This window comes from uncultured Aquabacterium sp. (genome assembly GCF_947366995.1).
Lineage (GTDB): Bacteria > Pseudomonadota > Gammaproteobacteria > Burkholderiales > Burkholderiaceae_C > Aquabacterium.
In genome coordinates, this window is the sequence record NZ_CANBCC010000010.1 from 1 (window position 1) to 20,996 (window position 20,996).

The 20,996-nt window shown below is 68.6% G+C and carries 23 protein-coding genes; 5 read left to right on the top strand and 18 right to left on the bottom strand.

All coding sequences use genetic code 11. The annotated features are described in order from the left end of the window. A partial coding sequence (locus tag Q0Z44_RS04640; protein ID WP_298010978.1) for a DinB family protein occupies window positions 1-877 on the bottom strand: 877 nt, incomplete at its 3' end. A 155-nt stretch (window positions 878-1,032) separates the two neighbouring features. Here Q0Z44_RS04640 and Q0Z44_RS04645 point away from each other — a divergent pair. Continuing rightward, complete coding sequence (locus Q0Z44_RS04645) at window positions 1,033-1,950, top strand: manganese catalase family protein (RefSeq protein ID WP_298010979.1); 918 nt, start codon at window positions 1,033-1,035, stop codon at window positions 1,948-1,950. Between the two features lie 3 nt (window positions 1,951-1,953). Then, window positions 1,954-2,889 carry a ZIP family metal transporter gene (locus tag Q0Z44_RS04650; protein ID WP_298010980.1) on the top strand — a complete coding sequence of 312 codons (936 nt, stop codon included), beginning with the start codon at window positions 1,954-1,956 and terminating at the stop codon, window positions 2,887-2,889. Here the strand turns inward: Q0Z44_RS04650 and Q0Z44_RS04655 are convergent. The 14 genes from Q0Z44_RS04655 to Q0Z44_RS04720 form a co-directional block, all read right to left on the bottom strand. Further along, a complete protein-coding gene (locus tag Q0Z44_RS04655; RefSeq protein ID WP_298010981.1) occupies window positions 2,855-4,177 on the bottom strand; it encodes a class I SAM-dependent methyltransferase in 1,323 nt (440 codons plus the stop codon). The genes Q0Z44_RS04650 and Q0Z44_RS04655 overlap by 35 nt on opposite strands. A 76-nt stretch (window positions 4,178-4,253) precedes the next feature. Further along, entirely contained in the window at window positions 4,254-5,201 is a 948-nt protein-coding gene (locus Q0Z44_RS04660; RefSeq protein ID WP_298010982.1) for a glycosyltransferase family 4 protein, read from the bottom strand. Between the two features lie 9 nt (window positions 5,202-5,210). Continuing rightward, complete coding sequence (locus tag Q0Z44_RS04665; RefSeq protein ID WP_298010983.1) at window positions 5,211-6,182, bottom strand: glycosyltransferase family A protein; 972 nt, start codon at window positions 6,180-6,182, stop codon at window positions 5,211-5,213. Then, window positions 6,179-7,960 carry a carbamoyltransferase C-terminal domain-containing protein gene (locus Q0Z44_RS04670; RefSeq protein WP_298010984.1) on the bottom strand — a complete coding sequence of 594 codons (1,782 nt, stop codon included), beginning with the start codon at window positions 7,958-7,960 and terminating at the stop codon, window positions 6,179-6,181. Before Q0Z44_RS04670 ends, Q0Z44_RS04665 begins: the two co-directional genes overlap by 4 nt. Beyond that, complete coding sequence (locus Q0Z44_RS04675; RefSeq protein ID WP_366517572.1) at window positions 7,957-8,613, bottom strand: HAD family hydrolase; 657 nt, start codon at window positions 8,611-8,613, stop codon at window positions 7,957-7,959. Before Q0Z44_RS04675 ends, Q0Z44_RS04670 begins: the two co-directional genes overlap by 4 nt. Then, entirely contained in the window at window positions 8,604-9,347 is a 744-nt protein-coding gene (locus Q0Z44_RS04680; protein ID WP_298010985.1) for an SDR family oxidoreductase, read from the bottom strand. Before Q0Z44_RS04680 ends, Q0Z44_RS04675 begins: the two co-directional genes overlap by 10 nt. A gap of 39 nt (window positions 9,348-9,386) precedes the next feature. Continuing rightward, window positions 9,387-10,700: a glycosyltransferase gene (locus Q0Z44_RS04685; RefSeq protein ID WP_298010986.1), complete on the bottom strand. Its 1,314-nt coding sequence runs from the start codon at window positions 10,698-10,700 to the stop codon at window positions 9,387-9,389. 90 nt (window positions 10,701-10,790) lie between these two features. Then, window positions 10,791-11,120 carry a hypothetical protein gene (locus Q0Z44_RS04690; RefSeq protein ID WP_298010987.1) on the bottom strand — a complete coding sequence of 110 codons (330 nt, stop codon included), beginning with the start codon at window positions 11,118-11,120 and terminating at the stop codon, window positions 10,791-10,793. Window positions 11,121-11,191: 71 nt separating this feature from the next. Further along, on the bottom strand, window positions 11,192-12,883 hold the full coding sequence (locus tag Q0Z44_RS04695; protein ID WP_298010988.1) for a RecQ family ATP-dependent DNA helicase: 1,692 nt from the start codon (window positions 12,881-12,883) through the stop codon (window positions 11,192-11,194). A 9-nt stretch (window positions 12,884-12,892) separates the two neighbouring features. Beyond that, window positions 12,893-13,336, bottom strand: coding sequence for a hypothetical protein (locus Q0Z44_RS04700; protein WP_298010989.1), 444 nt, complete (start codon window positions 13,334-13,336; stop codon window positions 12,893-12,895). 19 nt (window positions 13,337-13,355) lie between these two features. Beyond that, window positions 13,356-13,913 (bottom strand): phage holin family protein, encoded by a 558-nt coding sequence (locus tag Q0Z44_RS04705; protein ID WP_298010990.1) that lies wholly within the window; start codon window positions 13,911-13,913, stop codon window positions 13,356-13,358. Beyond that, a complete protein-coding gene (locus tag Q0Z44_RS04710; protein WP_109034862.1) occupies window positions 13,910-14,221 on the bottom strand; it encodes a hypothetical protein in 312 nt (103 codons plus the stop codon). The genes Q0Z44_RS04705 and Q0Z44_RS04710 overlap by 4 nt, the downstream gene beginning before the upstream one ends. A gap of 144 nt (window positions 14,222-14,365) precedes the next feature. Continuing rightward, on the bottom strand, window positions 14,366-15,235 hold the full coding sequence (locus tag Q0Z44_RS04715) for a glucose 1-dehydrogenase (RefSeq protein ID WP_298010991.1): 870 nt from the start codon (window positions 15,233-15,235) through the stop codon (window positions 14,366-14,368). 104 nt (window positions 15,236-15,339) lie between these two features. Next, a complete protein-coding gene (locus tag Q0Z44_RS04720; RefSeq protein ID WP_298010992.1) occupies window positions 15,340-15,840 on the bottom strand; it encodes an FxDxF family PEP-CTERM protein in 501 nt (166 codons plus the stop codon). Window positions 15,841-16,453: 613 nt separating this feature from the next. Between Q0Z44_RS04720 and Q0Z44_RS04725 the strand changes: the two genes are divergently transcribed. Beyond that, complete coding sequence (locus Q0Z44_RS04725) at window positions 16,454-17,854, top strand: sigma-54 dependent transcriptional regulator (RefSeq protein WP_298010993.1); 1,401 nt, start codon at window positions 16,454-16,456, stop codon at window positions 17,852-17,854. Window positions 17,855-17,879: 25 nt separating this feature from the next. On the opposite strand, the gene Q0Z44_RS04730 is transcribed toward Q0Z44_RS04725, so the two are convergent. Next, window positions 17,880-18,761 carry a transglutaminase family protein gene (locus tag Q0Z44_RS04730; RefSeq protein ID WP_298010994.1) on the bottom strand — a complete coding sequence of 294 codons (882 nt, stop codon included), beginning with the start codon at window positions 18,759-18,761 and terminating at the stop codon, window positions 17,880-17,882. A 22-nt stretch (window positions 18,762-18,783) separates the two neighbouring features. Continuing rightward, entirely contained in the window at window positions 18,784-19,179 is a 396-nt protein-coding gene (locus Q0Z44_RS04735) for a response regulator (RefSeq protein ID WP_298010995.1), read from the bottom strand. A gap of 202 nt (window positions 19,180-19,381) precedes the next feature. Between Q0Z44_RS04735 and Q0Z44_RS04740 the strand changes: the two genes are divergently transcribed. After that, window positions 19,382-19,795 (top strand): PRC-barrel domain-containing protein, encoded by a 414-nt coding sequence (locus Q0Z44_RS04740; RefSeq protein ID WP_298011044.1) that lies wholly within the window; start codon window positions 19,382-19,384, stop codon window positions 19,793-19,795. A gap of 15 nt (window positions 19,796-19,810) precedes the next feature. Continuing rightward, window positions 19,811-20,041, top strand: a complete 231-nt coding sequence (locus Q0Z44_RS04745; RefSeq protein WP_298010996.1) for a hypothetical protein — start codon at window positions 19,811-19,813, stop codon at window positions 20,039-20,041. A 50-nt stretch (window positions 20,042-20,091) separates the two neighbouring features. On the opposite strand, the gene Q0Z44_RS04750 is transcribed toward Q0Z44_RS04745, so the two are convergent. Then, entirely contained in the window at window positions 20,092-20,982 is an 891-nt protein-coding gene (locus tag Q0Z44_RS04750; protein WP_298010997.1) for an OmpA family protein, read from the bottom strand. Window positions 20,983-20,996: the final 14 nt, after the last annotated feature.

The window sequence follows — 20,996 nt, forward strand, 5'->3', positions numbered from 1 at the left end:
ATTGCCCCGCATGCTCGGCCCATGACAGTGGCGCCTGCCAGCCTTCAGCCTGCACCAGCGCCCAGCCATCGGACGACCACCATTGCGGGTCCTGGTAGCCGCCGTCGGCCACGAAGCTCAGCATGTCGCGCCCGTTCACCGGTCGGTCGGCCATCGCGAAGTCGCCCAGCAACAGCGCGTGGGGCGGACCTTCGTTGTCGAAGGCCGGCGCGTCGGTCTGATGCCCGATGTGGTAGGTGCCCGCGGCGACCGTGTGCCACGCCAGCGGGGCGGCTTCGCCCGGCTCCTTGGGCAGCGGGCGGGACACGCGCAGCGCCGGCTCATCGGGGTGGCGCCTGAACAGCGCCAGGGCGTCGGTCAGGATCAGTTCCTGATGCTGTGCTTCGTGCGCCAGGCCGATCTGCACGAGCTGCTGCAAACGCGGCCATTCGGCATCCGACGCAGCGTCGATCAGCTGCGTCACCGCGCGGTCGACGTCCTCCCGCCACACGAGCACTTCGGCCAGCGAAGGCCGTGTCAGCAGCCCCCGCTCCGGCCGAGGGTGGCGGGGGCCGAGTGCCTCGTAGTACGAGTTGAACAGGCGGTGCCAACCCGGCCGCAGCGGCGGCACGCCGCCCACCGGCTCCAGCACCACGACCTCGAAGAACCAGGTGGTGTGAGCCAGGTGCCACTTGGTGGGGCTGGCATCGGGCATGGCTTGCGCGCCTTGGTCCTCTACCGTGAGGCCCTCGGTGCGTGCCGTGGTTTCGCGGCGCACGGTCTCGTAGTGCCGGCGCAAGGCAGCACGTTGGACCAGACGGTCCGCCAGGCGGGCAGGGGCCTGGCCAGCAAAGGCCGCCGGCCCCTCAGAAAGCGGGGCACCGGTAACGGGAGACATGGGGGGAGGGGCAGGAAGACATGGCCGTTGCGGGCAAGCCGTGTGCCCGGGAATGCAGACGGCCGCCAGCGGGTGGTACGCCACAGGATCACGGTTTGCTGTAGCGGTGCAGGCGCCGACCGGTTGGCGACCCCCTCAACCCCGAAGGAGATTCCATGTTTGCCCACAACAAGCGCTTGCAGTACACCGTACGCGTTCAGGAAACCAATCCCGCCCTGGCCCAGCTGCTGCTGGAACAGTTTGGTGGACCACAAGGCGAACTGGCCGCGGCCTGTCGCTATTTCACGCAGGCCCTGGGCGAAGAAGACGCCGGCCGCAAGGACATGCTGATGGACATCGCCACCGAGGAGCTGAGTCACCTTGAAGTGATCGGCACGCTTGTGGCCATGCTGAACCGGGGCGCTAAGGGGCGCATCGCCGAAGGCGTGGACGAAGAGGCTGACCTCTTCCGCGCCATCAACGGCCCCGGCAACGACTCCCACGTCACCCAGGTGTTGTATGGCGGTGGCACCCCGCTGATCAACTCAGGCGCCGTGCCCTGGACGGCCGCCTACATCGACACCATTGGCGACCCCACTGCCGACCTCCGTTCGAACATCGCGGCCGAGGCCCGCGCCAAGATCATCTACGAACGCCTGATCAATGCAACCGATGACCCGGGTGTGAAGGAGGCGCTGGGCTTTCTGATGACGCGCGAAGTTGCGCACCAGCAGTCGTTCGAGAAGGCGCTGTACGCGATTCAGCCGAACTTCCCGCCCGGCAAGCTGCCCGGCGACCCGCGCTTTGCCCGCGCCTACTTCAACACCTCGCAAGGTGCCGGCGATTGCCGCGGCCCGTGGAACAGCGACGAGAACTTCGAGTACATCCACAGCCGAGATGAGCACCTAGCGGTGGACGGTGGCACGGGGCTCGCCGAAGTGGGCATGACGTCGCAGGAGCTGGATCTGGTCGACCGGCTGGCCGTGCGCACCAGCTCGGACCGCGCAGCCAATCCGACCACCGGCGCCGAACTGGGCGCCGGTGCGGATGGCAGCCTCAACGGCAGCACGCCGGGCAGTACGGCACCGCTCTGAGCCATGAACGGGCCACGCCGATCCACCCTGACGGCCGGGGATGTGCTGCACGTGCGCACCGGCGCGCCATGGCGCGTGGCGCTGGGCGTGCTCATCGTGGCGGGCGGCCTGCTGACGCTGGGCGTCGACCTGTGGGCGATGCTCGGGCAGCAGGCCCCCCGCGCCCAGCAGGCGGCGCTGGCGGGGTTGATCGCCGCAGGCGCCACGGCACTGGGCACGCTGCCGGTCTGGCTCTCGCAGACCACGTCGGAACGCACGCGGGACGCCATGATGGGCTTCGGGGCTGGCGTGATGCTGGCCGCCAGTGCATTCTCGCTGGTGGTGCCGGCGCTGGCAGCCGCCGGTCAGCAAGGCCTGGGCCCCTGGCCCGCCGGGTTGCTGGTGGGCAGTGCCATCCTGGTGGGGGCGCTGTGCCTGGTGCTGCTGGATCGCTGGCTGCCTCACGAGCACTTCATCAAGGGGCCTGAAGGGGCACAGGGCGCGCTGTCGCAGCGGCTCAAGCGCGTGTGGCTGTTCGTGTTTGCCGTGGCGCTGCACAACATGCCGGAGGGGCTTGCCATCGGCGTGGCGTGGGGCGGGGGCGATGCCGCGGCGGCGTCTGCGCTGGGCACCGGCATCGCCATCCAGGATGTGCCCGAAGGGCTGGTCATCGCCGTGGCCCTGAGGGGCGCCGGCTATGGTCGCGTGATGTCAGCCGGCATTGGCGCGTTGTCGGGTCTGGTCGAGCCGGTTGCCGCGGTGGCGGCTGCGCTGGTGGTCGGCTGGTCGCTCATCCTGCTGCCCTGGGGGCTCGCGTTTGCGGCCGGGGCCATGCTGTACGTCATCAGCCACGAGGTGATCCCCGAGTCTCACCGCCAGGGTCACGAGCGGCTGGCCACCGCCGGCCTGATGGTCGGCTTCGTGGTCATGATGTTGCTCGATACGGCCTTGGCTGCGTGACAGCCCGGGGGGCGTACACGTCGTTTCGTGTCAAGGGCAGGGGCGAGACGCCCTGCGCCCGGCGCGAGGCCAGCACCTGATAGACGCCCACCTCGCCCTGTTCGAACTGCAGCGCACTCGCGGCCATGTAGAGGCGCCACACGCGGTAGGCCATTTCGCTGACGTGCTGCACCGCTTCGTCGTGTCGGGCTTCGAGCCGGCGCACCCAGTGCCGCAGCGTCATCGCGTAGTGCGGACGCAGGCCTTCCACATCCCACACCTCGAAGCCCTGGGCCTCCATGAGGGCCATCACCCGGTTCAGGCGGTCCAGCTGTCCGTCAGGGAACACGTAGCGGTTGATGAAGCGCGTCGACAGCGTCCCGTCCCACACGTCCTCTTCCTGCGTGATGCCATGGTTGAGCATCAACCCGCCTGGCACCAGCAGCCGCTGTGCAATCGTGAAATAGCGCGGCAGGTTGCGCAGCCCGACGTGCTCGAACATCCCCACACTGGCGATCTTGTCCCAGCACGCTTCGCCCGGCAGGTCGCGGTAGTCCATCCGCTCCACGGTCACCCGACCCTGCAGGCCGGCCTCCGCGATCCGTTGACGGGCCAGCTCAAGCTGGCGGTGGCTCAGCGTGATGCCGTGCGCCCGCACCCCGTGTTCACGCGCCGCGTGGATGAGCAAGGCCCCCCAGCCGCAGCCGATGTCGAGGAAGCGGTCGCCGGGTTGCAGGCGCAACTTGCGGCAAATGTGTTCAAGCTTGGCGGTTTGCGCCTGTTCCAGGTTGTCGTCGGGGCTCTGGAAGTAGGCGCACGAGTACACCATCTGCCGGTCCAGCCAGAGCCGGTAGAACGCATTGGAGACGTCGTAGTGAAACGCGATGGTGCGGTCCTTCGCCAGGCCCGCGGGGCGTTTCGCGCCACGGTCGATCGGGGTGCCACGCAGTCGCAGCATCAGGGCCTTGGCCATCACCCCCGCGCGTTGCAGCGGGGTCGTGCTGCTGCCCAGGTGGTCCTTCAGGCTCAGCGCGGCGTACAGGTCACCCAGGATGTCAATGTCGCCACGGAAGTAGGCGTCTGCAAGGCGCAAGGCCCCACCTCCCAGGGCCGCATCGCACAGCGGGGAAGGGTGATGCACGACCAGCCCGAACCGCGGTGTGCCGTGGCCGAAACGCAGCACCTCCCCGTTCCACAGCTGCACCGTCATCGGGTAGGGCGGTTCGCCCACCAGGGCGTACAGGATCTCACGGGCCAGGCGGACGTCGCGTTCGCCGCTGGCCGACCACAATGACTCGTCGGGCTGCATGGAAAGGGGACCTTCGTCTCGGGTGCGCCAGGTGGCGCTCACGCGGGAAGGGGCAATCGGCGTGCCCGCTGTTGCGTCACCCTGTGACCTGCTTGAAAACGTCCTGCCAATCCGCGACAAAGCGGTCGATGTGGAAGCGGTCGTGCGCGGCCTGGCGTGCGCGTTCGCCCATGCGCCGGGCCTCGCGCGGGTCGGCGATCAGCTGTTGCATGCCTTCAATCAGGCGCTCGGGCCGGGTGTCGATGAAGCCGTGGTGCCCATCCCGGATCACGGTCACGAGTTCGGTGGTGGCCAGCCCGACGATGGGCATGCCGACCATCATGGCCTCGATCACCGCCAGCCCGAGGCTGGTGTAGCGGATGGGGTTGAAGAAGAAGCGGTGGGCCGCCATCACCTCGGGCAACTGCTGGTGCGTCACTTCGCCCGCCCCGCCAAGGCGGTCGGCACCCATGCCCACCAGCGTCAGGGGCAGGCGCGTGCTCGCCTGGCGGTAGATGTCGGAGCCAAGTCGCCGCCCCCGTCGATCGAGGTTGTTGACGACCACGAGGCCCGCCGCCATCTCGCCATGGTGAACGGCGTGGGTCAGCAGCTTCACACCGTGCTCCACCACCCGGACGGGCTGATCGCCGTTGTCCCACATCAGCGCGTTGAAGGGTGTGCAATGCACCAGCAGCGTGTCGCCATCCTGCACCCAGTGGCGCGTGTTGGTGGGGTGCTCCTGGGGTGGATCGTGCTCGAGGTAGATGCGGGGCAGGCGCCGCTGGGCCTCGCTCAGCAGGGTGTGCTGCTCATGCTCGTAGGCCTCGCGCGACTGGAACAGCACGATGTCGAACGCCATGTCGCGCAGCTGGTCGACGGGCGCGTCGTGCACGTTGTCGCCCCACGGCAGGGTGCCGCTGCGGCCGCTGTGGTGGGTCGAGCGCGCGGCATCGGCCACCAGGTAGAACTGGTGAGGCACCTGGCTGAGGTAGTACATGTAGTTGCCATGCACGTGCCAGGTCAGGACGCGAAGGGGGCGGCTCATCGGCGGTCCTCAGAAGAACAGCACGCGGAAGTGCATCGCCCCGCGTACCCGCCAGTACAGCGACAGAAAGGGGATGACCAGCGAGGTCACGAGCATCTCGGCCACATGCGAAGGTGCCAGCGAGGCGCCTTTCAAGCGCAGCGCAATGAAGCGCAGCAGGGCGGCCAGGGCCACCGCGCCCGACACTGCGGCCACGGTGGGCAGCCCCTGCCACAGCGCCACCAGCGCGAGCAGGGTGCCGAACACGATGAGGTGGTAGTGCCACGGCGGCGTGGGCCGGATCTTGAGGCGGTAGAGGTGCGGGTGCTTCTTGAAGAGCAGAGCGTCGAAGAACACGTTGGCCTGCTGCCGCAGCGACACGCCCCAGCGTTCCGGCCGCACTGGGTGCACCACCATGGCCTTGGGCGCCCACCCGACGTGGCCGAGCTGCAGCAGAGAGAAATGCAGGTCCGAGTCTTCTCGCCAGGCGCGCTTGAAGCGCTCGTCGAACCCGCCCACGGCGACCAGGGCATGCCGCCAGACCAGGGCGTTGGCGGTGGCGAACTCCGCCTGCTCCAGGCCCTGGGTCATGCGCTCATGGTCGGTGGGGCGGGCCTGGGTCGGCACCACCACCCGACCGCCTACTGCGACCCCGCCACGGGTCATGGCCTTGCAGCCCTCGAGCAGCCAGTCGCGGTCGGGCTCGGTGTCGTCGTCGGTGAAGGCGATGAGCGGCGCAGAGCTGGCCCGCCAGCCACGGTTGCGTGCGGCCGCAGGCCCCCGGGTTCCGCGCGGCTGCAGGTAGTGAAACGCGGGTGCGCCCTGGCAGCGGCGGTTGAAGTCCTCCACCACCTGGCGCGTGGTCTCGGTGCAACCGTCGTCGACCACGATGACCTCGAAGGCGTGGCCGGGCAGGGACTGCTTCGTCAGGGCTTCCAGGCAGCGTGCCAGCAGCTGCGGGCGCCGATAGGTTGGGATCACGACCGCCATGGACAGGATCATGCCGAGAGCCTCCGCTTGTCGATCAGCCACGAGCCGATGACCAGCGCGTCGAGCGGCGTGCTGAAGAAGGCGTCCAGCGCGTCCTTGGGCGTGCAGACGACGGGCTCGCCGCGCACGTTGAACGAGGTGTTGATCAGCACCGGCACCCCGGTGCGTTCACCGAAGGCCGTCAGCAGACGATGGAAGCGTGGCTGGCGCTCGGCGTCGACCGTCTGCACGCGGGCGGTGCGGTCGGCGTGGCAGGCTGCGGGAATGCGGTCGGCCTGTTCCGGAGGCACGTCGTAGATGAAGAGCATGAAGGGCGACTCCCCCCGATTGGCCTCTGCCGGGGTGAACCACTCGGCCAGCTTCTCCCTGGGCACCACGGGGGCGACCGGGCGGAAGTCCTCGCGGTCTTTCAGCTCATTGAGGCGCGCCTGCATGGCGGGGTCGATGGGCGAAGCGAGGATGGACCGGGCCCCCAGTGCGCGCGGGCCGAACTCCATGCGTCCCTGGAACCAGCCGATGACGCAGCCTTCGGCCAGCAGGCGGGCCGTCTCGACTTCCACGTCGTCCAGCCGGCGCACGGGCAGCTTGGCCCACGCCAGCAGGGCGCCGATGGCGTCGTCGTCGAAGTCCGGGCCGAGCAGGGCGTCTTCCATGCGCCATGCGCGGGGTGCCAGCCGGGTTGGTGCGGTGGCGCTCTGTGCCTCGGGCTGCGCGCCGCGTTCCCGGGCATCGGTCCACAGCGCGGCACCCAGGGCCGTACCGGCATCGCCGGCTGCGGGCTGCACCCACACCTCGTCGAACAGCCCACTGTCGCGCAGGCGTGCGTTCATCACGCAGTTGAGGGCCACGCCGCCCGCCATGGCCAGCTGTCGTTCGCCCGTGCGCTGCTGCAGCCAGCCCGCCAGCGACCGCACGGTGTCTTCCAGCACGCTCTGCAGCGAGGCGGCCAGGTCGAAGTGGCGCGCCTCCAGTGGGGCGCCCTTCTCGCGTGGCGCGCCGCACAGGGTCACCAGGTCCAGCGGCTCGATGGTGTACTGACCTTCATCACCCACGTGCACGCAGGCCTGCAGCGCGTCGGCAAAGCGGGGCTGGCCCAGTGCGGCCAGGGCCATGACCTTGTACTCGTCGGACGAGTGCAGAAAGCCCAGATGGCTGGTCACGCGTTCATACAGCATGCCCAGCGAGTGCGGCATGCACACTTCGCCCAGCGGCGTGTAGGTGTCGTCGCGGTAGACGCCGTAGGTGGTGGTGGCGTCCTCGCCGCGGCCATCCAGTGTCAGCACGGCACACCGCGAGAACGGCGCGGCCAAAAAGGCGCTGGCCTGGTGGCTCAGGTGATGGGACACGAAGTGGAAGCGGTAGGGGCCATCATGCCGCACGCCCCGGAAGCGTGCCTTCAGGTGGTGCGGCGCGCCGCTGGCCAGCTGGCGGGGTGCGTTGACGATGTAGGACGCAAACAGCGGGTCCCACACGTTCTCCCAGCCGCCCGCGGGGTGGGCCGAGGGCGACAGTGGCAGGGTGATCTGGTCGCCGATGTGCCGTTCCTTGAGGAAGCGGCTGGGATCGTAGCTGTAGGCCACATGGTCGACCTCGGCCAGCGTGACGCCGGCGCGGGCCAGACAGAAGTCGATCGCGTGAAACGGCAGCTCCCACGCGGTGAAGGGCAGCGGCCGCTTGGCGTGCTTGATGCGCGTGAAGCGCTCCTCCTCGGCAGCCGCGATCACGCGGCCGTCGATCACCAGCGCGGCGGCCGAATCATGGAAGGCGGCGTTGATGCCCAGGGTGATCATGGGTGCTCCGTGTGAGAGGGGGCGGAAGGGGCTGGTTCGGTATCGAGTGCCAGAATGGCCTGAGCGGCTTCGAACAGATTGGGCGCGCGCAGGTCGGGTCGGCGGATCGGCGTCACGCGCCATTCAGTCTCATTGCCCACATCCATCAGCACGCTGCGACAGCCGGCGCGGTGACCTGCCTCCACGTCGTTGAGGATGTCGCCCACCATCCACGAACGCCGCAGGTCGATCTGGTGCACGGCGGCTGCCTGCAACAACAGGCCGGGTGATGGCTTGCGGCAAAGGCAGCCCGGGGCGAGGGCCGCAGCTGGCGCATGCGGGCAGACGAACACGTCAAGGATGTGGACGCCCGCGGCCGACAGCATGCCGCGGAGTGCGGCCAGGGCCTGGTTCAGCTGAAGGCGGTCGAACAGCCGGCGCGCCAGGCCGGACTGGTTGGTCACGATCACGAGCACGAAGCCGCGGGCCTGAAGCAGTCGCAGGCCTTCGATGGCCGAGGGCGTGAGCTTGAGCAGCGCCGGATCGACGTTGTAGGGCACGTCCTCGATGAGCGTGCCGTCCTTGTCCAGGAACACCGCGCGCTTGCGCGGCGCCGGCCGGGCTGGGGCAGGCTCCGGCTCGCTGGGCCGGGCCGTGGTGCGCATCAGGGCCATGAGGTTTCGTCGGGCGGCACGATGGTCAGTTCGGCCACGATGGCGTCGCGCGGCATGTCGAGCATGAAGCACACGGCATCGGCCACCCGGGCCGGGTCCTGCAGCTTCTGCGGGTCGAGTTCGGGGAAGCGATCGAGCAGGAAGGGGGTGCGCATTCCCCCCGTGACGAGGGCGCTCACGCGCACGCCGCTGCTGCGCAGCTCGGCATGCAGCGCGCGCGACAGGCCCAGCAGGCCCCACTTGCTGGCGTGGTATGCGCTGGCGTTGGGCCAGGCGCGCACGGCGGCGGTCGAGGTGATGTTCACCACCTGGCCACCGCGGCCGCCGTCGCTGTCCTTCAAGGCGGGCAAGGCCAGCTTGGTGAGGAGAAACGGCCCCAGCAAGTTGGTGTTCAGGACACGTGTCCACGCTTCGACGCCCACCTCGTCCAGCGAGGCCGTCACGTCGGTTCCGGCGTTGTTGACGAGGATGTCGAGCGCGCCAAAGCGCTCCAGACAGAGGCTTACCGCGTTCGCCACACCCTGCTCGCTGGACACATCCAGGCGAATGGGCAGCGTGCGTTCGCCCGCCGGATCGACGCTGTCGGCCAGCATCTTCGCCTTGTCGCCGGCCAGGTCGGCCAGCACGACACGCGCGCCGCGCTCAATCAGGCGTCGGCTGATGGCGGCACCGAGGCCACTGGCGGCCCCGGTCACGAAGGCGACCTTGTCTTTCAGGTCGACGGTCTCAGGCATAAGGGTCCTCCCTTTCTTTGTAATGAAGTGGAATGCGGTTCAATTCACCGCGCTGAAGTCATTCAGCGTCGGGCGATCGTGCAGGTCGATGTGGTGCGCAAGCTCGGCGCGGCGGCCGGTGTCCAGCACGTCGCCATACACGTCGAGCAGCATCTGGCTGACGCGCTCCCACGTGAACAGCGAGCGCACCCGACGCATGCCGGCTCGGCCCATGGCCAGGGCCAGGCGTGGGTTGGCATGGAGGTGGCTCAGGCACTGAGCCACCGCCTCAGGATTCTTGGGGGGGACGAGGTGGCCGGTGACCCCATCGGTCACGGTGTACTGCAAGCCCCCCACGGCACTGGCGATCACGGGGATGCCGCAAGCCATGGCCTCGAGGGGTGTGATGCCGAAGGGCTCGTACCAGGGCGTCGTCACGAACACATTGGCCGCCGCATAGTGGCGCCGCAAGGCCTCACGCGGGCGTTGCCCGATGAAGTGCACCCGGTCTTCGACGCCCGCTTCCCGGGCCACCGCGCGCAGCCGGCCGATCTCGGGCGTGCGCTGCGCGTCGGGCACGGGGCCGTCGCCACCGACAATCAGCAGCCGTGCGGGGATCGACCTCGGAAGATGCGCCAGCGAGCGGATGACGTTGTCGACGCCCTTGCGGGGCACCAGGCGCCCCAGCTGCAGGATGACGAAGTCATCGGGGGCCAGATCGAGGCCCAGCTCGGCGCGGGCGCGCAGGCGATGCTGCGGTCCGAATTCGCCTGCGTCGAAGCCGCACGGCACCATGCGGATCCGCGCGGGGTCGGCGCTGTAGAGCCGAACGAGGTCGTGCTCATCCTGGGGGCATTCGGCAATCAGGGCGTCTGCGTCGTCCACCAGCTTGCGTTCGATGTCGATCCGCATCCCCGGGAAGCCGTCGGCCGCGCCCTGGTGTTCGCGTCGCACCAGGCCCAGTGCATGGAAGGTCACGACATAGGGGATGCCCAGCGAGGCCTTCAGCTGCTGGGCCACCAGGCCCGACATGAAGAAGTTCGCGTGGACCAGGTCGCACCGCGGGCCGTGCCGCAGCAGCTGCTCGGCCGCGCGTGTGAAGGCCGGCATCACCGGCAGCAGGCGCTCTTTCGGGATGAAGCAGGCCGGACCGGCGGGGATGTGGAACACCCGCACACCGGGGCGCATGACCGTCATGGCCGGCTGGTCAGGATGATCCCGGCGCGTCAGCACATCGACCTGGTGGCCGGCCTGGGCCAGGCAGCGCGCCACCTGCGCGACATACACGTTCTGGCCGCCCGCGTCCACGCCACCGGCGCCAGACAGGGGCGAGGCGTGTTCGCTGATCAGCGCGATGCGCAGAGGCTTTGTCATAAGGCTCCTGTGGTGCTGCGCCCAGAGGGCAATCGCCATGCCCGAGGGGTGGCGCCGCTGCGAATACGGCAAGCGGCGTACCCAGCCTGTTCAGCGAACGCCGTCCCGGTCTTCCGCGAGACCCGCGTCGAGCAGCGGTCCCGTGGGGTTGTTGGGATCCGGGTCGTTCACGGGCGGCTCGGGCGCGTCTTCGGGGAGGTCCATCGGTGGCGGATCCGGAAAGAGCTTCTGAGGGCCGTCCGGGTCGGGGTTCGGTGGAGGCATCCCGCTCTGTTCGACAGGCTGGTCCGGAACGCGGTCGTCGGGCGGCGTGAGGCCGCGCACGTCGCTCGGCCCGTCGCTGGTGCCGCTCGGGCCGAAGGTGTCCTGGTCGTCATCAAGCGGCGGTGTGGCCTCGGCGGGGCGTGCGGGGGTAGGCATGGCGGTCTCCGGTGATCTGAGCCGGGATGGCTCCACCCGCATCACGGCAAGCCGCGGGCCGACCGAGGTGCTCAGGCCGGGCGCACGTAGCGAGGCAGAAAGCTGCGGTCCGGGCCGTTGGGAAAGCCGACCGTGATGCCCACGTCGTCGATGGCCAGGACGTGGCCTCGGCCGTATCGCGGGACCCGCACCGCATCTCCCACCTGAATGCGGGGAAGGTCGTCGGCAGGAGGCGGTGCCTCGAGGGACGAATCGGCGGCCTGCTGGTCAGCCTGCTGCTGGGCCGCAGCCAGGCGCTCGCAGTTGTCGCAGTGACCACAGGGCGAGAACGGCTCATCCGGGTCGAAATGTTGCAGCAACATTTGCCAGCGGCAACGTCCGGACTGACAGTACGCAACCAGGTTCTCCAGCATGGCCAGGTCGTGCTGCTTGCGTTGCGCGTGTTCTTCCAGCAGCGGTGCCAGCGCCTCGTCGGCCAGCGTGTCCACTCGCCGGCGCAGCACCCCGTGGCGGTCGCGTGCGAGCAGACCGTGACGCCGCATCAGCCACACCGCCAGTTGCACCTTCTGCCTGGGCCGCGCCAGCACCGCTTCCAGTTCCGGCAGGCGCCAGCCCGCGGCCTCGGCGGCCTCTTCACCCAACTGGTCGTGCACGGCCCTCAGGTCTGCCACGGTGGGCAGGCGGCCGATGAGAAAGAACTGTTGAATTCGGCGATCCTGCGCGAGATAAAGCAGCGTGCACCGGGCGGGCAGCCCGTCGCGCCCAGCGCGGCCCGAGGCCTGGTAGTAGCTGGCCAGGCTGGCGGGCAGCTGGTGGTGGATCACGAAACGGGTGTCGGCCTTGTCGATGCCCATGCCGAAGGCGGGCGTCGCGACCATCACGCGGGCCTCGCCCGCCATGAAGGCATCCTGAGCCGCATGGCGTCGCCCGCGGGCCAGGTGGCCGTGGTATAGCGCCACCGATTCGCCGCTCGATTGCAGTTCGGCATGTACCGCTTCCGCTGCCTTGACCGTGCTGGTGTAGACAATGCCCTGCCCCGGGGTGCCGTGGACCAGCGTGAGCAGGCGTGCACGTTGGGCCGCTTCCGACTCGACATGGTCGACTGCATAGTGCAGATTGCCCCGGTACAGCCCCGTGTGCACGACCTGCATGTCGGCCAGGTCCAGTTGCCGCATGACATCGGCCACATCCTCGGGCGTGGCAGTGGCCGTGAGCGCCAGCACCACCGGCCGGCCGAGCTTGCGCAGCGCCGCCCCGATCTCCAGAAACGCCGGCCGGAAATCATGGCCCCATTCGGCGATGCAATGCGCTTCGTCGATCACCAGCAGGCTCACCGGATGAGCGCCCAACTCTTGGGCGAAGCCCGGTGAGGCGAGGCGCTCCGGCGTGGTGAACACGATGCGGGCACTGCCGTCGGCCATCGCCTGGGCGGCCTTCTCGTTCTCGGCCGCCAGCTGGCCACTGTGGCGCAGCACGACCGGGATGCCGAGCGCGCGCAGATGGTCGTGCTGGTCCTTCATCAGCGCGATCAGCGGCGAGATGACCACCGTGCGGCCCGGCAGCAGCAGCGCCGGCACCTGATAACACAGTGACTTGCCCGCTCCCGTGGCCATCAGCGCGAGCGTGTCCTCTCCGGCCAGCACGTGGCGGATGACCTCTTCCTGCCCCGGCCGCAGTTGGCGAAGGCGAAAGCGGCTTTGCAGCAGGGCCTGCACCCTGGCGCGCCAGTTGGGCGGCGGCGCGGCCGCACGGGCGTGCACCACGTGTGGTGTTCAGGGGGCCGGGGCACCGCCGCGCGGCGCACGCGGGTCGGGCGGCGGTGCGGGGCGGTTCGCCATCATCCGCAACGCCACGGGCCACAGCAGGGGCAGCACGGCGGCCATCCAGCCGCCGCCCGAGCCGGTGTCCTGTTCGCCGCGCACGACCCGGCGGCGCGGCAGCGGGAGCAGACCGCCCACAATGGGCAGGCGGCGCAACAGGAAAACCAGATTCGGGTGGCGCCCCAGCCGGCGCCACGCCCGCGCCACCGCCGCGCGCCGGCGGTACAGCACGACGCCGGAGACGGCGGCCAAGCCAGCAGCGATGGTCAGGGTCCGTTTGCCGGGCATAAGGCGTTCGCGCACGGTGCGGCGCGCCTCGCGGCGCCAGACCTGCAGGCGCGCGTCGCTGGCCGCGATGGCCGCCTCGGTCGCATGGATCTGCTCACTCAGGGACATGGGGTGGCTCGCAGTGCGCTCAGGCGGGCGGGGAGGCCTGCGGCGCGGTGGGGTTGACCGGGTAGGGCGTGGGCGGCGTCACGCCAGGGCGTTCGACCGCGGCTTCGGGGCCAGGATGGCTGTGCCCGATGTGGGTCAGCATCCGCAGTGTGGCGGGGAATCCCAGCTGGCTGTTGAGCCGGTAGGCGACACGGACCGCTGCGGCTGCCGCCGCGACATTGACGAGCAGCACGATGAGCAGTGCCACCGGCCACGAGACGCCATGCGTGGTGCAGGCCATGTAGATCGCCACCAGCACGGTGGCCCAGGCGCTGCAGGCCATCAATGCAGCCAGCACGGCAAGCAGAATCATCTGCGTGGCGCGCAGGCCCACCTGCCGGGCCTCCAGCACGATGAGGTGCAGGCGTTCCTGCAGGCCGTGGGACACCTCCTGTGCCAGCGCGTTCAGCAAGGCGCCGATCGGCAATGCTGCAGGTGGCTCATCGGATGAGCCAGGCAGCGTGCCCGAACCGGGGGGAAGCCCAGGCGGCGGCACACCGGCCGCCGCGCTGTCGGGCGATGCGCCGGTTGTGCTCATGCCCGGTCGCTGCCCATCCGGCTGATCAGCACGCCGACGGCGACCGCCACCAGCACCGAGGCCAGCGGGTGCTGGCGCACACAGCTGCGTGCGGATTCAACCCAGGCCTCTTCCATCTCGCCGAGGGCCGCGGCCTTGTCGCGCAGGGCCTGTGCCGCGCCGCTGGCGGCCGACTGCAGTTGCTCGATCGCCGGGGCGGCCTTGGCAGCCATGCGGTCAATCGTGTCATGCGCAGTCTGGGTGGCTCGGTCGACGCCTTCCCGCACGCGGGTGGCATCACCGGTTGTCGTGGTGGTGTCGGTGACCATGGTTCTCTCCTGTTGGTTGATGAATGAACGGCGTGTGCCTGGTGGGGGAAGGGCAAGCATCGTGCCGTGTCGCGATCGGTGCAAAAAGGGCGCACTCCGGCCGCTTGCTGCCCGTCAAAGTGACCGGGGTCGGTCAGAACGACATCAGCCGTTGACGACCTCGCCACCGTTCGGATGCAGCACCTGTCCGCTCATGTAGCTGGCGTCCTGGCTGGCCAGGAACACGTAGCAGGGCGCGATCTCGTCCGGCTGGCCCGGACGCTTCATGGGCACCTTGCTGCCGAAGTGCGAAACCTCTTCGGCGGTGAAGGTCGACGGGATCAGGGGCGTCCACACCGGACCGGGTGCCACCGCATTCACGCGGATGCCCTTGTCGGCCAGCTGCAATGCCAGCGAACGTGTGAAGCCCACGATGGCCCCCTTGGTGGACGCGTAGTCCACGAGGCCCGGGCTGCCGCGGTAGGCCGTGACCGAGGTCGTGTTGATGATGCAGCTGCCCTCCTTCATGTGAGGCAGGACCGTGCGGGTCAGCTCGAACATCGCGAACACGTTGGTGCGGAAGGTGCGCTCGACCTGCGACAGCGGCAGTTCGGTGAAATCCTTCACCGGGTGCTGTTCGGCGGCGTTGTTGACCAGGATGTCGATGCTGCCGAAGCGCTGCAATACGGCCTCGACGGCCTTGGCCACCACGGCGGGGTCGCCCAGGTCGCCGGCAAACGTCAGGCACTGCACGCCGGCCTCTTCGACCAGCGCACGGGTCGCTTCCGCGTCTTCGTCTTCTTCAAGGTAGAGCACCGCCACATGGGCGCCTTCCTTGGCGAAGAAGGCCGCTACGGCGCGGCCGATGCCGCTGTCCCCGCCGGTGACGATGGCGACCTTGCCGGCCAGCCGGGCACTGCCTCGGTAGCGTTCGGCTTCGGCCTCGGGGGGCGGCTGCATGTCCCCCTGCCGGCCAGGCTGCGTGTCCTGGTGTTGCGGGGGCAAGGTGTTGGATGGGTCATCTGCGGGACACATGGGCGCTTCCTTTCGTGAGCCGGGTCATGAGCCGGCTACACGGCAAGCGCCATGCCCCTGAAACTGGCCCCGGCCCTTGCCGCCGGAGCGCAGGGGCAGCGGCGTCAGCTGTTGCGACGGCGGCGGGCAACCAGACCGGCTGCCATCAGACCGCTCAGGGCCAGCGACCAGGTGCGCGGCTCGGGCACCGGCAGCGTGGTCGAGCTCAGCGAGTAGAAGCCACCCGACGAACCCGTGGCGGTGCCGCTCACCAGGTAGTAGTAGTCGCCAGCCAGGGTCGGCGCGAAGCTCAGGGATGAGCTGCCCGTCGTGCCGTCAAAGCTGAAGCTGCCGATCAGGGTGTCGGGGCCCGGCTTGTCGAAATACAGGCTCAGCGTGCCGTCCATGATGCCCAGTACGGACAGCAGGTTGTTGGACACCGCCGTGGCGGCCAGGCCCGTGTCCTTGGGCAGTGTGAAGAAGATGGTGTCGGAGAAGGCGCCGGGATCGACGGTCTGGGCGACGAGTTCGAGCGTCCCGTGGGCGCCCCAGTCGATGTCTGCCGCAACAGCTGCGTGGGCGGCCAGTGCGGTGCCCAGAATGACGGCAAGGTGCTTGATCTGCATGGTGACTCCTGAGGGGTTGGAAAAAAGAGAACCCGGGTTGGGCCCGGACCGAAACGGCAACGTTTGTGCCCCGCAGCAATTTGTTGCGTGCCTGAAAGTGGGGTCTGGCGTGGCGTTCGTGACGGGTCAGGCATGCGATATGCCGTGTTTTCCCTTCGCGCCTTCGGGAGATGCACCCCGTTCGATGCGGTCGGAGGGCCTCTGGGTGCCGCACTTGCCGCACTTCTTCCGCAATGTGCGATCTGTCCGGATTAACCCGACGGCGGCGCGCCCGAATGTGTAAAAAGGCGAAACCAAACGCTTCTGACCGTGCGTGTCCGGATTCACAACGTGGTCAGGCTTTCAGCCCTGAATTCCCCCGAAACCAGGGGGGTCGAAATGGCCGCCATACGGGGTCGGCGGGTAAATCTTGCCGATTGCAGCGGCTGCCCGCGGCGGTTTTGACCGGCGAACGGGCCCTCGGCGCCGCCGCCGGCCGGCTCAACAACCCTTTCCGCTTCAGGGGTGCCGGTGCTTCGTGCCGGTCCAACTGTAAGCATGACAAGCGTGCACGTTGGCTGCCGCCGATGCGGCACCGCACAATGCCTTTCCAAACACACAAGGAGCGCGACCCATGCCCCATGCACTCGTGGTGGACGACGAGGCTGACGCCGCCGAAATGATGGCGGCGATGATCGCCACAGAAGGTTTTACTGTGGCCACAGCGGGCTCATTGCGAGACGCACGCCGCCAGCTGGCCCTGCAGGAGCCCGACATCGTCCTGCTCGACCTGATGCTTCCCGACGGCAGCGGCATGCAATTGTTTGAAGACGCCAAGGCCCTTGCCAATACCGAGGTGGTACTGATCACCGGCCATGCCAGTCTCGACACGTCCATCCAGGCGCTGCGCATGGGTGCGGCCGACTATCTGGTCAAGCCGGTGAACATGAAGCAGCTGACCGGCATTCTGTCCCGCCTCATCAAGCCTGCCACGCTGCAGGCCGAGGCGTCGACGCTGCTGGACGGGCTGGAGCGGGAAGGCCATTTCGGCCAGCTGTGGGGGCGCTCGCCGCCCATGCGCAAGATCTACGAGCAGATCCTTCGGGTGTCCGGCACGGCGGTCACCGTGTTCATCACCGGCGAGAGCGGCTGCGGCAAGGAGGTGGTGGCCAGCACCGTGCACGACCTGAGCCGCCGTCGCAACCGGCCCTTCCTGGCCGTGAACTGCGGGGCGATCTCGCCGCACCTCATCGAGAGCGAAATTTTCGGCCACGAGAAAGGCAGCTTCACTGGCGCGGACAGGCAGCACCAGGGCTTCTTCGAGCGGGCGAGCGGCGGCACGCTGTTCCTCGATGAAATCACGGAGATGCCGCTGGACCTGCAGGTGAAGCTGCTGCGTGTGCTGGAGACCGGCACCTTCATGCGCGTCGGTTCGACCCAGTCGATCGACACCGATGTGCGCATCATCGCGGCCACCAACCGGTCGCCGGAGCAGGCCGTGCGCAGCGGCAAGCTGCGCGAAGACCTGCTGTACCGCCTGAACGTGTTTCCGATCCACCTGCCGCCGCTGCGCGACCGTGCCGAGGATGTGCCGCTGATTGCCGAGCACTTCCTGGAAGAGATCTCGCGCCGCGAAGGGCAGCCCAAGCGCTGGTCGCCCCAGGCGCTGGCTCGTATGCAGGGTTACCGCTGGCCGGGCAATGTGCGCGAGTTGCGCAACATCGTGCAGCGCGCCTACGTGATGGCGCCGGAGTCCATCATTGTCGACGACTGCCTGCCGACGGCCGAGGCGCCGCTGCCGGTGATGTCCGGCGCGCCGGTGCTGCAGATCCGCGTGGGCACGCCGCTGGCAGAGGTCGAGCGACAGGTGACGCTCAGCACGCTGGAATACCTCGGCCGGCACAAGGAGCGCACCGCCGCCACGCTGGGCGTGAGCCTGAAGACGCTCTACAACCGATTGAAGGAGTACGCCACCGTGCCCCTGAAGGACGGCGAGACCGACGACCACGATCACTCGGCCACCACGTCGCCCTGAGGGGCGCGCGCTCGCGGCGGCCGGCTCAGCCGCTGCGTTTGCGGACCTGCACGTCGACCGACATGCCGAGGTAGTCGGCCGGGGCCCCGGTCCAGGTGCCGCTCAGGGGCGAGGCGAGGCTGGCATGGCGTGCCACACCGACCCGGATGAGTTCGTGCCCGCCGATGAGGTCGTTGGTGGGGTCGAAGGGAATCCAGCCCGCGCCCGGCAGATAGACCTGCAGCCAGGCATGGGTGGCGCCGGCTGAATCGGCCTGTTCGAGCTCGGCCCCATACACATAGCCGCTCACGAACCGGGCGGCATAGCCCAGCGCGCGCGCCGCCTCGATCATCAGCGTCGCGAAGTCACGGCAAGTGCCGCTGCCCTTGTCGAGCGTCTCGCAGGGACTCTGCACGCCCTCCTCATGCCGCACCTGGTAGCTCATGCTTTCGCGGATGGCCTTGTTCATCCGCACGAGCACCTCGCGGCTGTCGGTCTGCCCGCCCTCTTCATCCAGAAAGCTTTGCGCCCAGGTCTTCAAGCGGGCCTGTTCAGCGGGATAGAAGGCGGGCAGATAGGGCGCCAGTGCGATCCGGTCTTCCCCACTGTATGTGACGGGATAGAAGCGTGCTTGCGGGTCGACCGGCAGATCGAGCGCGCGTGAGCCGGTGTGCTCGACCGTGAAAGTGCACACGAAGCGCAGCTCCTGCGCCTCGTCGGCCGGCTTCACGATGGCCACCGAGTTCGAATAGACATCCATGATCATGCGGATGTCCTGGGCCGGTGGAGTCACCTCCAGGTCGGTGGCAAGCACCCGAAGGTCGTGGCTGTCACGCGGCCGGAACATCACGCGGTGCTCACCCAGTTTCACCGGCTTCGCGTAGCGGTAGGTCGTGGTGTGGGTGATGTCGAAGACGATGCTCACCATGGTGACGGCCCGGCTGGCAGGGTCAGGCTGCCATCGCGGCCGGCTGGCGGGCCTGGCTCAACGCATGACGGGTGTAGAGCTGGTCCAGCCGGGCGAGCACGCCCCGGATGTCGAGCGGCTTGGCCCACGTGTCGGCGAAGGTCGAGGCGCTGAGGTCGGGATCGTCTTCGGCCGTCACCGCAATGGCCGGCACGGAAGCCAGCGGAGGATGCGTCCGCATGCGGGCCAGCAGATCGGTGCCGTGGCAGTCGGGCAGGCGCAGGTCGAGCAGCAGCAGGTCCGGGGGCGTCCGCAGGGCGGCGCGCAGACCGGAACTGCCGTCCACGGCGATCTCCAGGGTCAACTGCGGCCTGAGGGCGAACAGGGCGCGCATCACTTCGACATTGACCGGGTGGTCTTCCACGTACAGAACCCGCATGACGTCCTCACTGCATGGCAAGTTGAAAAGGCCCGCGCGCTGGCGGGACGTCCTCTAAGGGCAAACCACGTGCCTGCGAAGCCGCCTCCTGGCATGCGGCGCTGACGGGGCGCGACGGGCATCGGGATTGCCGCAATCCGGACATCGCTGGCCGCACGGGGTGGCCGGTCTTCACAAAAAGGAGTCAAAGATGAATCCCGCGATGACATCCGGTGCCCAGACCGTCTCGAACGGCAGCCCCATGACATCCAACCCCAGCGGACCGGGGCCGAGGCTGATGACCGCCAGCACGCTCGAGGGCGATCCGGTCATCAACCTTGCCGGCGACACGCTCGGCAAGATCGACGAGATCATGCTGGATGTACCGACCGGGCGCGTAGCCTACGCGGTCATGTCGAGCGGTGGCTTTCTGGGGATGGGCGACAAGCTGTTTGCCCTTCCCTGGCGGGCGCTGACGCTGGACCCGGTGCGCAAGTGCTTCGTGCTCGATGCAGACAAGCAGCGCTTCGAGCAGGCCCCGGGGTTCGACAAGGACCATTGGCCCAGCCTGTCCGAGGTGGACGGCATGGGGTTGGAGGTGGCGTCCTATTGGGGCTCTGCCGTTTACTGGGAATGACCCAAGGAGGACACGATGAGAACCCGTACGTTGTTCATGATGTCAGCGCTGGCGGTGAGCCAGTATGCGCTGTTCAGCAAGTGGGCGGCACCGCGTCGGCGCAGCCTGCGCCAGGCGGCCGCTCAACCTCAGCCGGAGGCTGTGCAGACCTGGGAAGATGAGGGTGGTGGCTTGCCGCTGACAGGTGCCCAGCTTTCGCCGGACATTCCGGTGCGGCCCCAGAACACTTTTGGACAGGACGGCTGACGAGCCGTGCGTGTAAAGCCACCCGGCATCGGCCGGGTGGCTTTTGTGCGTCAGCGGTTCGGATTGGCGAAGCGACCGTCTTCCTGTGAGAAGACGAGCTCGACACGTCGATTCTGCTGGCGGCCCGCCGGCGTCTTGTTGTTGGCCACCGGACGGGACTCACCGAAGCCCTTGGTCTCGATGCGTTCCGCGGGGATGCCCATGCCGACCAGGGCCTGCTTGACCGAGTCCGCGCGCCGCTCGGAGAGCGACTGGTTGCTGGCGTCGCTGCCGGTGCTGTCGGTGTAGCCTTCGACGATGATCTTGCGCTCGGGGAACTGGCTCATCACTTGAGCCAGCTTTTCGAGGCGCGCCTTGCCACCCTCGCGGAGCTCGGCACGGCCCACGTCGAACAGCACGTCCTGCAACACCATCACCATGCCGCGGTCGGTGGGCTTGGCCGCCATCTCGCGCAGGGCCTGCTCCAGCATGCGGGCCCGCTCGGAAGCAGATTGGGCCGAGGCGCCGGCCGAGCGGGCCTGGGCTTCAGCCTGACGGGCACGCTGGGCCTGCGCTTCCGCTTCTGCCTGGGCGCGTGCGGTGCCACCGCCTGCCACCACGCGATCGGCGGCGTACTGCGCGCCGACGTTGATCGCGACCTGGGCCTGCTGGGCAGCCAGGTAGGCCAGATGGCGGGTCTCGCGCTCATCGCGTTCGTCGGCCCAGTTCTTTTCAGCGGTCTGCAGGCGACGACGTGCGCGCTCGAGTTCGAGCGGCGCGCCGGCGGCCACATCGGGGCTGGTGCTTGCCGTCTGGACGAGCTGACGGGCGCGCTCCAGTTCGGCATTGCGCGGCGGCGTGGTCTGGCACGCAGCCAGGGTCAGGGTGGCAGCGCCGGCCAGCACGGCCCAGAGACGCTGAGGGCGGTACGGCGCAAGAGAGGAAGGCAGTCGGGTGCTCATGGGATGTCCTTGCA

What these genes read in the sequence shown, in the direction of transcription:
- Q0Z44_RS04645 (WP_298010979.1), top strand. Translation starts at nt 1,033, where the DNA reads ATGTTTGCCCACAACAAGCGCTTGCAGTACACCGTACGCGTTCAGGAA.
- Q0Z44_RS04650 (WP_298010980.1), top strand. Translation starts at nt 1,954, where the DNA reads ATGAACGGGCCACGCCGATCCACCCTGACGGCCGGGGATGTGCTGCAC.
- Q0Z44_RS04655 (WP_298010981.1), bottom strand. Translation starts at nt 4,177, where the DNA reads ATGCAGCCCGACGAGTCATTGTGGTCGGCCAGCGGCGAACGCGACGTC.
- Q0Z44_RS04660 (WP_298010982.1), bottom strand. Translation starts at nt 5,201, where the DNA reads ATGAGCCGCCCCCTTCGCGTCCTGACCTGGCACGTGCATGGCAACTAC.
- Q0Z44_RS04665 (WP_298010983.1), bottom strand. Translation starts at nt 6,182, where the DNA reads ATGATCCTGTCCATGGCGGTCGTGATCCCAACCTATCGGCGCCCGCAG.
- Q0Z44_RS04670 (WP_298010984.1), bottom strand. Translation starts at nt 7,960, where the DNA reads ATGATCACCCTGGGCATCAACGCCGCCTTCCATGATTCGGCCGCCGCG.
- Q0Z44_RS04675 (WP_366517572.1), bottom strand. Translation starts at nt 8,613, where the DNA reads ATGGCCCTGATGCGCACCACGGCCCGGCCCAGCGAGCCGGAGCCTGCC.
- Q0Z44_RS04680 (WP_298010985.1), bottom strand. Translation starts at nt 9,347, where the DNA reads ATGCCTGAGACCGTCGACCTGAAAGACAAGGTCGCCTTCGTGACCGGG.
- Q0Z44_RS04685 (WP_298010986.1), bottom strand. Translation starts at nt 10,700, where the DNA reads ATGACAAAGCCTCTGCGCATCGCGCTGATCAGCGAACACGCCTCGCCC.
- Q0Z44_RS04690 (WP_298010987.1), bottom strand. Translation starts at nt 11,120, where the DNA reads ATGCCTACCCCCGCACGCCCCGCCGAGGCCACACCGCCGCTTGATGAC.
- Q0Z44_RS04700 (WP_298010989.1), bottom strand. Translation starts at nt 13,336, where the DNA reads ATGTCCCTGAGTGAGCAGATCCATGCGACCGAGGCGGCCATCGCGGCC.
- Q0Z44_RS04705 (WP_298010990.1), bottom strand. Translation starts at nt 13,913, where the DNA reads ATGAGCACAACCGGCGCATCGCCCGACAGCGCGGCGGCCGGTGTGCCG.
- Q0Z44_RS04710 (WP_109034862.1), bottom strand. Translation starts at nt 14,221, where the DNA reads ATGGTCACCGACACCACCACGACAACCGGTGATGCCACCCGCGTGCGG.
- Q0Z44_RS04715 (WP_298010991.1), bottom strand. Translation starts at nt 15,235, where the DNA reads ATGTGTCCCGCAGATGACCCATCCAACACCTTGCCCCCGCAACACCAG.
- Q0Z44_RS04720 (WP_298010992.1), bottom strand. Translation starts at nt 15,840, where the DNA reads ATGCAGATCAAGCACCTTGCCGTCATTCTGGGCACCGCACTGGCCGCC.
- Q0Z44_RS04725 (WP_298010993.1), top strand. Translation starts at nt 16,454, where the DNA reads ATGCCCCATGCACTCGTGGTGGACGACGAGGCTGACGCCGCCGAAATG.
- Q0Z44_RS04730 (WP_298010994.1), bottom strand. Translation starts at nt 18,761, where the DNA reads ATGGTGAGCATCGTCTTCGACATCACCCACACCACGACCTACCGCTAC.
- Q0Z44_RS04735 (WP_298010995.1), bottom strand. Translation starts at nt 19,179, where the DNA reads ATGCGGGTTCTGTACGTGGAAGACCACCCGGTCAATGTCGAAGTGATG.
- Q0Z44_RS04740 (WP_298011044.1), top strand. Translation starts at nt 19,382, where the DNA reads ATGACATCCGGTGCCCAGACCGTCTCGAACGGCAGCCCCATGACATCC.
- Q0Z44_RS04745 (WP_298010996.1), top strand. Translation starts at nt 19,811, where the DNA reads ATGAGAACCCGTACGTTGTTCATGATGTCAGCGCTGGCGGTGAGCCAG.
- Q0Z44_RS04750 (WP_298010997.1), bottom strand. Translation starts at nt 20,982, where the DNA reads ATGAGCACCCGACTGCCTTCCTCTCTTGCGCCGTACCGCCCTCAGCGT.